The organism is Paenibacillus sp. FSL H7-0350 (assembly GCF_038593195.1).
Lineage (GTDB): Bacteria > Bacillota > Bacilli > Paenibacillales > Paenibacillaceae > Paenibacillus_AQ.
Genome location: NZ_CP151972.1, coordinates 3,343,266 through 3,354,332 on the forward strand (window position 1 = coordinate 3,343,266; position 11,067 = coordinate 3,354,332).

Here is an 11,067-nt window from a genome sequence, read left to right on the forward strand (position 1 = left end):
GCTTCTTGCTGTCCTAGCTGTATATATTAGCGGATGACCGAGCCTCCGTACAGGAAACGGTTCATCCAAGAAGCGCTAAGATTATCTACTCTTACACCGCCGGAGCTTACTGAATAGGTATGCAGCAGCTTCCCGTCACCCAAATACATGGCGACATGTGTAATTCTTGCCGTATACTTATTGATTCCGGCATAAGCAGAGGGAGAAGTTCCTTTATAATCCATGAAGAACATCAAATCGCCGCGCTTCAAGCCGGATACATCCGTAACTACACCACTGTTCTGCTTGACCCAGTCGCCTTGCTGCCGGGAATCGGCAGGCAGCTTCAAGTCCGCTGCATCCATGAAGATCTGGCGGATGAAATCCGAGCAGTCGAAGGTACGCGTATCATTACGGCTGGAGCCAAATTCATATGGCGTCCCCAGATAGCCCATCCCCGCTGCGATCACACGTTCAATCACAGCCGTCTGCCCGGCTGTAGGTACAGGTACCGGTGCTGGTGTTGGAACAGGCGCCGGTGTCTGAACAGGTACCGGTGTTGGAGCTGGAGTGGCTGGAGCAGACGGCGATGAAGCGCCCGCTGAAATATATTGATCGGATGAGCTTGTATAACCCACCGTCCCATTTGCCGTTTTTATTTTGTACCAATAGCTGTTAGTCTCTTCAAGAATGGTTACCTGGTCATTCTTATAGAGATATCCAACCACTTGACCGCTGGTTGCAGGGGTCTCCCTTACACGGACTGTGGCCTGAATCACCGCTGTCCGGGACGCAGGTGCAGAAACCGTAGCCAACCGGATATAGGAATCTCCCGAGCTCATATACCCCACAATTCCCTCTGCAGTTCTTACTTTGTACCAGTAGCTGTTCGCAGCTTCCAGAATAACTACCTGATCGCCTTTATTAAGATATTTCAGTACCGTACTGCTGGTAGACGGATCTGTACGCAGCCGGACTGAAGCTTCAATGATGCCAGTCTGCCCGGTGGACGCCGCCAGCATTGTAATCGAAGAATCAGTTGCAGCGAAGACCTGTCCCGGACTGAACACTCCCAAGGATAATGCCAGTGAAGCGGAAACCCATAGCGATGCTGTAAATTTCTTGCGTGATACGATCATAGCGTTCCCCCGCTTAACGTATTAAGAAATTCAACAACGTCGCGCGCTACGTTTGTTGCTTTCTGCCCTCATTATAGGCTGGCCCGGGATTTGGAACATGCTCCAAATTTCACAAAAAACCTTTCCATCTTATGGTAACATACAGGTCTATAGTCGCGATTCCTCCTTGGATTTGGTGGAAATTACAACTAACTAGGAGAAATCATGGAATGTTAATCCTTGGGCTCCACGTGAACTTGCACATGCATGATGTTATGCAGCTTGGTCATCCGCTCTTCAATCGAGTCGCTGATCTCATGCCCTTCCATGACCGTCATGCGGGCATTCACCTCCACGACTACATCCACCAGTACATGATTGCCGTGTACACGGGCCTTCAAATCCTTGATGCCCTCCACACCTGGTGTCCGGGCAATGGTGCTGCGCAGGTCCAGCAGCTTATCTTCGTCAAAGCCGTCAGTGAGGCGGTACGTGGAATCACGGAAAATATCCCAGGCTGTCTTGATAATCAGCAAGCCGACTCCGATGGCAGCAGCCGAATCGATCCACGGCAGTCCGAACTGCGCTCCTACAATCCCTATTGCGGCCCCTACGCTTACAATAGCATCCGAGAAATTATCCTTAGCAGCAGCCATCAGCGCATGGTTATTAATTTGCTCGGCCAGGCGCTTGTTATATATATATACCCCCATCATCGCTACGGCACACACCAGCGCAACACCGGCAGACCAGAGCTGCGGCGTGGCCTTCTCCCCCCCGAACAGCGAACGCACCGCCTCCACAATAACCTGAATGCCCACCAGCGCCATAATAAAAGAGGCCATCAGCGCCGCAATCGTCTCGGCCCGGAAATGCCCGTAGGTATGATCGGAATCCGGCGGCTTCCGGGAGATGCGCAGCCCGATCAGCACAGCCAGCGAGGCCACAATATCGGTTAGATTGTTGAAACCATCTGCCAGGAGTGCACTGGAGGCGAACAGGTAGCCGCAGACCAGCTTAAAGGCGGACAAAATCACATATGCAGCGATACTGACCAGCGCACCCTTTTCACCCTTGCGAATATCTTCATAAATATCAGTCATCTCTGCCCCTCTTCCCCATCCCTGCCGCATAAATACAGGAAAACTTTCTTTGAGTTATTCTTGCCCTTGTAGCAGCATTTAAAAACATTTAGAATAAGGAAAAGGACTTGCTGCCTAAGGGGGTAACATAATGAGCGAGAACAATGAGAAACCAAAAATTAATTTGGCTGATGCCATCCGCCAGAAGCTGGAGCAGAAGAAACAGCATGCTTCGGGAAAACCGGGTTCAACCTTTCAGGCCGGCTCCGCGAAGCCGCTGAAAAGCCAGAATAACAAGAAGCCTAACAATCAGCGCCGCCGGACTGGCGGGTCTTAGACTTCCAGGTTGTTGTATATTGTGAACATAAACGGCTGCGTTATCCCTCCGGGGACGACGCAGCCGTTTTCATATGAACTCATAACCGTTCATTCTGTCTATATCTGATTCTTAAGCCTCAACAGGGTACATCCGGGCCCGCATTTCCTTGATCTCCGGGTTCTCCAGATACTCGTCATAGCTCATCGTACGGTCAATGATGCCAGCCGGAGTAATCTCAATGATGCGGTTGGCGATCGTCTGGATGAACTGATGGTCATGGGAGGTGAACAGGATCGTGCCGTCAAAGTCAATCAGGCCGTTATTGAGCGCGGTGATCGATTCCAGGTCCAAGTGATTGGTAGGCTCATCGAACACAAGCACGTTCGCCCCGTTCAGCATCATCTTGGCCAGCATACAGCGGACCTTCTCGCCCCCGGACAATACGCTTGCCTTCTTCAGTGCTTCTTCGCCGGCGAACAGCATCCGGCCCAGGAAACCGCGCAGGAAGGTTTCGTCCTGATCCTTGGAATACTGGCGCAGCCACTCCACCAGGTTCATGTTCACCCCGTCAAAGTAGCTGGAGTTATCCTTCGGGAAATACGCCTGGGTGGTTGTCACTCCCCAAGTGTACTCGCCCGCATCTGCTTCATTCTCGCCCATAATCACATCGAACAGCAGGGATTTAGGCTGGGAATACGGTCCTACAAAAGCGATTTTATCTCCTTTGTTGACTACAAAGCTGACTTCATCCAGCAGCTTCTCGCCGTCCACAGCCTTGGTCAGGCCGCTAATCGTAAGCAGCTGCTTGCCGGCTTCACGCTCCGGCTTGAAGTTCAGGAACGGGTATTTACGGTTGGACGGACGGATGTCATCCAGGGTAATCTTCTCGAGCTGCTTCTTACGCGAAGTCGCCTGTTTCGATTTCGAGGCGTTGGCCGAGAAGCGCTGAATGAAGGCTTGCAGCTCCTTCATCTTGTCTTCCTTCTTCTTGTTCGAGTCGCGCTGCAGGGCCTGGGCCAATTGGCTGGACTCATACCAGAAGTCGTAGTTGCCGACGTACATCTGGATTTTGCCGAAATCAATGTCCGCAATATGCGTGCATACCTTGTTCAGGAAGTGACGGTCATGGGATACCACGATAACAGTGCCTTCGTAGTCCATGAGGAAGTTCTCCAGCCAGCCAATGGATTCAAGATCCAAATGGTTGGTAGGCTCATCGAGCAGCAGGTTGTTCGGACGTCCGAACAAAGCTTGGGCCAGCAGTACACGGACCTTCTCGTTGCCGCTGAGTTCGGCCATTTTCTTATCATGCATCTCACGCATAATACCAAGGCCTATCAGCATTGCAGCCGCATCAGGCTCAGCATCCCAGCCGTTCAGCTCTGCGAACTCACCTTCAAGTTCACCCGCACGAAGTCCATCCGCTTCAGTGAAGTCGCTCTTAGCGTACAGAGCATCCTTCTCCTTCATAATTTCATATAGCCGGGTATGGCCCATAATTACTGTCTCCAGCACCAGATGCTCATCATACTCGAAATGGTTCTGCTTGAGTATCGCCAGGCGTTCACCGGGTGTAATATGCACATCGCCGATGTTCGCTTCAATCTCTCCGGACAGAATCTTTAGAAAGGTCGATTTGCCGGCGCCGTTCGCGCCAATCAGACCGTAACAGTTGCCGGGTGTGAATTTTATGTTTACGTCCTCAAATAGTGCGCGTTTTCCGTAGCGGAGTGTTACGCCGCTTGTGCTAATCATTAAGCATTACCATCCTTTTCACTTAGGTTCCGGCTCATTATAGCATAAAATCAAGCAAAATGGCCCTTATTACGGCTCTTATTTAAGTAGAAGTGTTATTTCCCCGCCGGGCGTTCCTCGGGCTGGACAACCAGCGTCTCCCCATAGCCCAAAGTATGGATACGCTCCTCACCAAGCCCCTGCGCCACCCTAGCCTGCTCCATCCGGTCCAGCGCTTCGCGCGCGGTATCATCGGCTAGCCTGAAGGTTCCGAAGTGCATCGGTATCATCAGCTCTGCGCCTACATCAAGGAAGGCCTGCACGGCCTCCTCGGGATTCACATGCTGAGAGTTCATGAACCATTCAGGTTCATAAGCACCAATCGGCATCAGCGCCACATGCAGCTTGAAGCGTCTGCCGATCTCCTTGAAGCCCGGGAAGAAGCCGCTGTCTCCGGCAAAATAGAGGTTCGGCGGAAGCAGCTTATGCTGCGCCTTGCCCTCCTCCCCCTCCGGGTGCTTCTGCGGGTCTGACGGCTGAAGCACATAACCGCCCCAGTGCGAGGAATTCGTATCGAACGGCGTTCTTCGCGTCCAGTGCTGGGTCGGGACAAACGTCAGCTTGACGGCGCCCAGCGTAATCTCCTGCCACCACTGCATTTCCTGGCAGTTAGGGAAGCCTTTGCGGAGCATTTTGCGCTTAAGCCCGGCAGGCACCACAATGGTTGTTCCTGCCCGGTACAGCTTGCGGATGGACGCGATATGCAGATGATCATAGTGGGAATGGGAGATCAGGATCAGGTCGATGGGCGGGATATCCGCGAGCGGAATGCCCGGCTGACCGATCCGCTTCTCGAAGCCCAGCCGCCGCGCCCATATCGGGTCAGTGATGATATTAAGCCCTTCGTATTGCAGAAAAAAAGTGGAGTGACCAATCCACGTTATCGTCGTCTCCAGCCGGTTCCCGGCCAAATAGTCGAGGCGCGGCGGATGATTCGGCACTTTATAGGTGTAATCCTTCTTTTTCTTGCGGCGGTCCTCACGCCATTGGCGGAATTCCTTAAGCGTTTTATCGGTGCTGACATTGTCGATGTTGTTATAACGTATTTTGGCCATACCAAGAACCACTCCTTATAGCAGATTTGCCGTTTCTGTTGACTGGCGGCAAACCACATATCTTAACTATAGGGTTCCGCAGAATCATTTGCAAAATTACAGGACCCTGAAGAACGCTCACTACAAATTGTACCCAAATGGCTGGGCGGGAAACGTCCGGGCCTCTTTTGTCAGGGATGATGCGGATCTAGCGGGCGGTATGAGGAAGGATGAAATCCTGCACGAATTGCAACATTCCCTCAACAACCCGATTATTCAAGAAGTCAAAATTGCAAAATATGCAACACTTCCCGTTTGGGTTGCTAATTCAATAATATTTAAAATTTTGCGGGTCCGCGTCTCCGCCCCTTTGTATTCACCTGCTCAAATGAGGTAAAATGCGGGTAACGCAGGACGGAACTTATGCCATTTAACCCAAGGAGCTGACATATGAAGATTACATTTATTGAACCGACACCGAGTCCAAATACCATGAAGCTTCATCTGGACGAAAGCCTTGCCCCCGGTATCCGCCGGACCTACACCCCGGAGTCCCGGCGCTCCGCCCCTTCCTGGGCGCAGGAGATGCTGGAGATTCCGGGCGTCACCAGTATTTATCATGCCGCTGACTTCGCTGCGCTGGAGCGCAAGGGCAGTGCCGACTGGGCAGCGATTCTGCGCGAGGTCCAGAACCGCTTCGGGGCGGACGGCCTCAGCGCAGAGTACAGTCTCGGCGATGAGAATGACGGTACCCACTACGGGGAGTCCCAGGTCTTCGTGCAGATGTTCCGCGGCATCCCGATTCAGATCCGCGTCAAGACCGGCGCGAAGGAGGAGCGCATCGCCCTCTCCAGCCGCTTCACCCAGGCGGTGACCGATGTGGCCAGCGCCGTGATGATCAAAGAGCGCAAGCTCAGCGATTACGGCGTGCGCTACGGCGAGCCGCCGGAGATTGCCCGCGAGGTCGAGCAGGAGCTGGAGGCGGCGTATCCGCAGGAACGCCTCGACTCCCTCGTGCAGCAGGCCATCGCGCACGGGGCTGCCGGCGAGTTCGTCGAGCAGCGGCACAAGAAAGAGCAGGCCGAGCTGCTGCGAGACCTGCAGGATGCGGATTGGCGCGTGCGCTACGCCGCGCTGGAGGATCTGGCGCCGGGCGAGCAGCTCCTGCCGGAGCTGCGGGCAGCGCTGCACGACCCCAAGCTGCAGATTCGCAGATTGGCTGTCGTGTACCTGGGCGACATCCGCACGCCAGGTGCGATGGAGCTGCTCTATGAGGCGATGAAGGACAGCGCCCCGGCCGTGCGGCGCACAGCCGGGGACACGCTCTCCGACATTGGCGACCCGGCGGCGACGCCGGTGATGACGGCGTCGCTGAGTGATGCCAGCAAGCTGGTGCGCTGGCGGGCGGCACGCTTCCTCTACGAAGTCGGGACCGCTGAGGCCCAGAACGCGCTTAGCGTTGCTGCCGAAGACCCCGAATTCGAGGTCGGGCTTCAGGCCAAGATGGCGCTGGAACGGATTCTGTCCGGCGAAGAGGCGGCGGGCACCGTCTGGCAGCAGATGTCAGAGCGCCGGCGGAGCTGACGTGAACCTGCCGTATTTTGTCATTGCCTGAGAAGCCGGTATGCATTATACTGATTCCTGTTGTTCATATCGTTCAAAGATAGCCTCATCATACCTAGGATGAGGTAGAGGTCGCGGATAAGAAGAGTAAGCGCGTGGAGATGCCTAAGAGCCATCGTTGATACGCGCCCAAAGGAATATCCGCCGAAGTCGTAACTGCTGCTCTTAGTCCGCAGCTACGATTGGGGCCGTTTGCCGAAAGGCGCGGAACTGTCACTGTGCATACTGCCTGTCAGGAGACTGCGGGAGCTGCACCGTGTTGCGCTATCTTAACAGGGAGTATGATGCGGAGCCTATATTGAGGAACCGCAGCGTCCGTCTGCGGTTTTTTTGCGTGCATCACGCCGGGAAGAAGAACCGGCACATGCAGGCAGCAGCACTCCCCCTGTGAACAGAACCATCAATCTAAAGGGAGTGTCCTATTCATGCAAGAACAGCAGCCTAAACGGCCGGCAATACAGGCGGGTAGCGCCAATACACCGGGCCTGCGCAAATCCTTCAAAGCAAGACATCTGACCATGATCGCCCTCGGCGGCTCGATCGGAACCGGATTGTTCCTCGCGAGCGGCGGGGCCATTGCCTCCTCCGGTCCGGGCGGAGCACTCCTCGCCTACACGGCCGTCGGCATTATGGTCTATTTTCTGATGACCAGCCTTGGGGAGCTGGCAACCTATCTGCCCGATTCCGGTTCCTTCAGTACCTACGGCACACGGTTCGTCAGCCCCGCCTTCGGCTTCGCGATCGGCTGGAACTTCTGGTACAACTGGGCGGTGACCATAGCAGCTGAACTGTCAGCAGCCACCGTTATCATTAAGTACTGGTTCCCGGACAGTCCCTCGTTCCTGTGGAGCCTGCTCTTCCTGGCACTCATGTTCGGCCTGAACTTCCTGTCTGCGCGGGGGTACGGTGAGTCGGAATACTGGTTCGCCATTATCAAAATTGTTACGGTGGTCGTCTTCCTGACGGTCGGCGTCCTGATGATCTTCGGGATTCTGGGCGGCAAAGCTGTAGGCTTCAGCAACTTTGAGCTTGGAGGCAGCTCCTTCCATGGCGGCTTCTTCGCCTTCGTCGGGGTCTTCATGGCCGCCGGGTTCTCCTTCCAGGGAACAGAGCTGGTCGGTGTCGCCGCAGGGGAGAGCGAAAATCCGCGCCGCAACGTCCCGATCGCGATCCGCCAGGTGTTCTGGCGCATCCTAATCTTCTATATTTTCGCGATAGCCGTCATCGGTATGCTAATTCCTTATACGAATCCCGATCTGCTCCGCGGCGGTATTGATGATATCGGCGTCAGCCCGTTCACAATCGTCTTCAACAAAGCAGGGCTGGCGATTGCCGCCTCGGTAATGAATGCCGTAATTCTCAGTTCCGTGCTGTCTGCCGGTAATTCCGGGATGTACGCCTCCACCCGTGTCCTGTACGCCATGGCCAAGGATGGAATGGCACCGCGCGCGCTCGGCAAGCTGAACCGCAGAGGTGTTCCTGTAGGCGCACTGCTCGTGACTACCGCTGTCGGCATGCTTGCCTTCCTAGCCTCCTTCTTCGGAGACGGCGCGGTGTACAATTGGCTGCTTAACGCTTCTGGAATGTGCGGCTTCATCAACTGGCTCGGGATTGCCGTCTGCCATTACCGTTTCCGCCGGGCCTTCGTGAAGCAGGGCCATTCCCTGGAGGAGCTGCCTTACCGGGCAAGATGGTTCCCGTTCGGTCCGCTGTTTGCCTTCGCTCTGTGTATGGTAGCCGTATTCGGCCAGAACATGGGCGCCTTCACCGGCGCGAAGATCGATTGGTACGGCATTCTGGTCTCCTACGTCAGCGTGCCGCTGTTCCTGCTGATCTGGCTGGGCTATGGCTGGTTCCGCAAGAGCAGCCTGATCCCGCTGGAGAAGTGTGATCTGAGTACCCACGCTGACTGATTCCTTGCAACATAAGTGGAAACGGCATTGCCGTCCTTTTAAAGGACGGTACCGTTTCAGCGAAAAAGATAAGGATAATTATAGCGTGAAGCATATAAATTCTTATCTTTCAGCAAAAGACCGGTTTTGATCCCGTAGCAGCGGGCCAAAACCGGTCTTTTATATATAGCTAGAACCTTATCAGATTTAAAATAGTGGTGCAGACGCAATCCCCCTTCAAATTACATCTTTTTTCCAAGCGGGCGTTGTTCTTCAGGGGCGTTTGGCTTAGCGTAACGGACTGAGGTGCTCTTATTTGGGAAGAAAGTCGCCAATGGGGTGAGTAACGGACTCCATGTCCTTAGAGAAGAAAATAATTACCGGAATTATGTCCCGGAGATTATTACTTATCTTGAAGTGATTAAGAATAGCTTAGCCGTCGGATTTACCATCCAGGATATTAAATCGATGATCTCCAGGCAGGGAATTTCGAAGGATGAACAAACACGTATCATAACGGCTAAAATAGCTGAAATTGAAGACACACAAAAAAACCTGGAGGCTTCCAAGCAGTCTCTTTACAAGCTTCTAAAGATGGATATTACCTGTGAGGACGGGTTCGGAAAACACTAAAACCCCAGAGCTGCTGTGCTCTAGGGAATCGCATAAAAACGCGGGTGCCGGGGGACGCTAACCTGTAATTCCAGCTCAAGGAGGCCATGATGAAAAAAATATGGACAGTAGCCTTGCTGACGTTAGCCCTAATCCTGAGCAGCCCGTTAAACTCCATCTCCGCTGCACCTGACTATGCCCATTGGGGAACCATCGCCGTAAAGGAGACGCAGCAAAAATACAACGCCGAGATCATCGATTACAAGCACATCGGCCGGACCCAGATCAGGCCCAAGCTTGCGGAAGAGAAATTCAAGCTGCTGGTCCGAAGCAAGGCGGGCCGGGAATTCGGCGTAATCGTGATGGTCCGCTTCAACCCTTCAACAAACAAGCTTCAGACCATTCAATTCCTGGAGACCAATGCCTGAAGTGCCACCCTGGCTGGTTCGCCGGATAGCTGACACTCTTTTATTTCCAGGTCACGTATACCTTAAGATCTCCTGTATTCTCGAACGGCGAGCTGTTAAAGGCCAGGTTGTTCAGTCCCAGCCCGTAGAGCACCTGCAGATCCTGCCTCAGCAACTTGTCGCTTCCGCGATAGCGGAACAGCAGCGATTGCTGCCCGGAGTCTGCCGCCTGCATCGCAAGCTCCTTGAGCTGTTCCGCCGACGAAACCACCTGATTCTCCTCGTACAGCCAGTAATTCAGATCCTTCTGCAGCGTCTTGTATGCCTCCACCCCCTGGCCCCCTTGATTGACCAGCTTAGTCAAGGTCTGGGCATAACTGGTGGAGGCCGCCGGATAGGACTTGGTCCACTTGTGGTCAAGCCGCATCTGGGCATCGGTCCTCATATAATAGAGTGTACTGATTCCGCCCTCTGGACTCGGGTCGGGGTCATCCCAGGTGGTATCGAGATGATACCATGCCCCGTTCAAGAGCACCAGATTCCAGGCATGCGACTGGGTTACACCGTCTGCGGCCCTGGCCGTCCCTTCCACAATTCTGTTCGGAATCCCCGCCCCCAGCAGCAGCTTATAGGTTAGCAGTGTATAGCCCTGGCAGACCGCACTTCCAGTCTGAAGTCCTTCATAAGCGGTATATTTGCGGTGCGAGTGATCATATTCCAGATTCAGCACGACCCAGTCGTGGATCGCTTTTACCTTCTGGTGATTGTTCATGCCCGGTGTTATGATCTGCTGCAGAATAGCCTTCACCTGCTTATTCACATATGCCGTCTGCTGCAGCGTCTCCCGGTATTCCACCTGAACCGTCACATGAACAGCACGCGTGCTTCCACGGTAGGAGAAGGCATAGCTGTCAATAATATAATACAGATACGGGTCGCTCCCCATCGCCTGATTAATTGCCGTCTGAATCTCACTCTTCAGCTTGGTGGTCTTGCCCTGATAAGTGAAGGTGATCGTCTCTCTGCGGTTACTCATTGCACCAGCCAGCTTCTGCATCATTCCTTGTGTGGTCTGCACCACCGCCGAATCCGATGCAGCATACGCATGCTCGTATCCCCAGTACGTCGCAGGCGGTAGAGCTGCAAACACAAGCATCAGTCCAACCGCCGTCTTCATCAGCGATCCCTGTCTCTTCCCCATATGATC

10 protein-coding genes and 1 riboswitch are annotated in these 11,067 nt (G+C 54.0%); of the genes, 5 read left to right on the forward strand and 5 right to left on the reverse strand.

The window, feature by feature from the left end; genetic code table 11:
- Positions 1–26: 26 nt before the first annotated feature.
- Both NYE24_RS15295 and NYE24_RS15300 read right to left on the reverse strand, forming a co-directional pair.
- A complete protein-coding gene (locus NYE24_RS15295; RefSeq protein WP_342479021.1) occupies positions 27–1,118 on the reverse strand; it encodes an SH3 domain-containing C40 family peptidase in 1,092 nt (363 codons plus the stop codon).
- Between the two features lie 212 nt (positions 1,119–1,330).
- Positions 1,331–2,200, reverse strand: coding sequence for a cation diffusion facilitator family transporter (locus tag NYE24_RS15300; RefSeq protein ID WP_036694962.1), 870 nt, complete (start codon positions 2,198–2,200; stop codon positions 1,331–1,333).
- A 130-nt stretch (positions 2,201–2,330) separates the two neighbouring features.
- Here NYE24_RS15300 and NYE24_RS15305 point away from each other — a divergent pair, with 130 nt between their 5' ends.
- Complete coding sequence (locus NYE24_RS15305; RefSeq protein WP_036694961.1) at positions 2,331–2,516, forward strand: hypothetical protein; 186 nt, start codon at positions 2,331–2,333, stop codon at positions 2,514–2,516.
- Between the two features lie 111 nt (positions 2,517–2,627).
- On the opposite strand, the gene NYE24_RS15310 is transcribed toward NYE24_RS15305, so the two are convergent.
- Both NYE24_RS15310 and NYE24_RS15315 read right to left on the reverse strand, forming a co-directional pair.
- On the reverse strand, positions 2,628–4,253 hold the full coding sequence (locus NYE24_RS15310; protein WP_036694960.1) for an ATP-binding cassette domain-containing protein: 1,626 nt from the start codon (positions 4,251–4,253) through the stop codon (positions 2,628–2,630).
- Positions 4,254–4,348: 95 nt separating this feature from the next.
- Positions 4,349–5,347 carry an MBL fold metallo-hydrolase gene (locus NYE24_RS15315; RefSeq protein WP_341027103.1) on the reverse strand — a complete coding sequence of 333 codons (999 nt, stop codon included), beginning with the start codon at positions 5,345–5,347 and terminating at the stop codon, positions 4,349–4,351.
- Between the two features lie 429 nt (positions 5,348–5,776).
- On the opposite strand from NYE24_RS15315, the gene NYE24_RS15320 reads away from it, so the two are divergent.
- The 4 genes from NYE24_RS15320 (at position 5,777) to NYE24_RS15335 (ending at position 9,881) form a co-directional block, all read left to right on the forward strand.
- Positions 5,777–6,910 (forward strand): virulence factor, encoded by a 1,134-nt coding sequence (locus NYE24_RS15320; protein WP_036694957.1) that lies wholly within the window; start codon positions 5,777–5,779, stop codon positions 6,908–6,910.
- 97 nt (positions 6,911–7,007) lie between these two features.
- A riboswitch (Lysine riboswitch) is annotated at positions 7,008–7,224 on the forward strand.
- 150 nt (positions 7,225–7,374) lie between these two features.
- Positions 7,375–8,862, forward strand: coding sequence for an amino acid permease (locus NYE24_RS15325; protein WP_051493461.1), 1,488 nt, complete (start codon positions 7,375–7,377; stop codon positions 8,860–8,862).
- A 318-nt stretch (positions 8,863–9,180) separates the two neighbouring features.
- The gene (locus NYE24_RS15330; protein WP_342479022.1) at positions 9,181–9,474 is read left to right on the forward strand and encodes a MerR family DNA-binding protein; all 294 of its coding nucleotides are present in this window, start codon (positions 9,181–9,183) and stop codon (positions 9,472–9,474) included.
- An 86-nt stretch (positions 9,475–9,560) separates the two neighbouring features.
- Positions 9,561–9,881: a DUF3889 domain-containing protein gene (locus NYE24_RS15335; RefSeq protein WP_235218426.1), complete on the forward strand. Its 321-nt coding sequence runs from the start codon at positions 9,561–9,563 to the stop codon at positions 9,879–9,881.
- A 40-nt stretch (positions 9,882–9,921) separates the two neighbouring features.
- Here the strand turns inward: NYE24_RS15335 and NYE24_RS15340 are convergent, their stop codons facing one another.
- Complete coding sequence (locus NYE24_RS15340) at positions 9,922–11,061, reverse strand: transglutaminase domain-containing protein (protein ID WP_342479023.1); 1,140 nt, start codon at positions 11,059–11,061, stop codon at positions 9,922–9,924.
- Between the last annotated feature and the right edge of the window lie 6 nt (positions 11,062–11,067).

Coding starts and splice junctions, on each gene's coding strand:
- NYE24_RS15300 (WP_036694962.1), bottom strand. CDS start 2,200: ATGACTGATATTTATGAAGATATTCGCAAGGGTGAAAAGGGTGCGCTG.
- NYE24_RS15325 (WP_051493461.1), top strand. CDS start 7,375: ATGCAAGAACAGCAGCCTAAACGGCCGGCAATACAGGCGGGTAGCGCC.
- NYE24_RS15310 (WP_036694960.1), bottom strand. CDS start 4,253: ATGATTAGCACAAGCGGCGTAACACTCCGCTACGGAAAACGCGCACTA.
- NYE24_RS15340 (WP_342479023.1), bottom strand. CDS start 11,061: ATGGGGAAGAGACAGGGATCGCTGATGAAGACGGCGGTTGGACTGATG.
- NYE24_RS15335 (WP_235218426.1), top strand. CDS start 9,561: ATGATGAAAAAAATATGGACAGTAGCCTTGCTGACGTTAGCCCTAATC.
- NYE24_RS15315 (WP_341027103.1), bottom strand. CDS start 5,347: ATGGCCAAAATACGTTATAACAACATCGACAATGTCAGCACCGATAAA.
- NYE24_RS15295 (WP_342479021.1), bottom strand. CDS start 1,118: ATGATCGTATCACGCAAGAAATTTACAGCATCGCTATGGGTTTCCGCT.
- NYE24_RS15320 (WP_036694957.1), top strand. CDS start 5,777: ATGAAGATTACATTTATTGAACCGACACCGAGTCCAAATACCATGAAG.
- NYE24_RS15305 (WP_036694961.1), top strand. CDS start 2,331: ATGAGCGAGAACAATGAGAAACCAAAAATTAATTTGGCTGATGCCATC.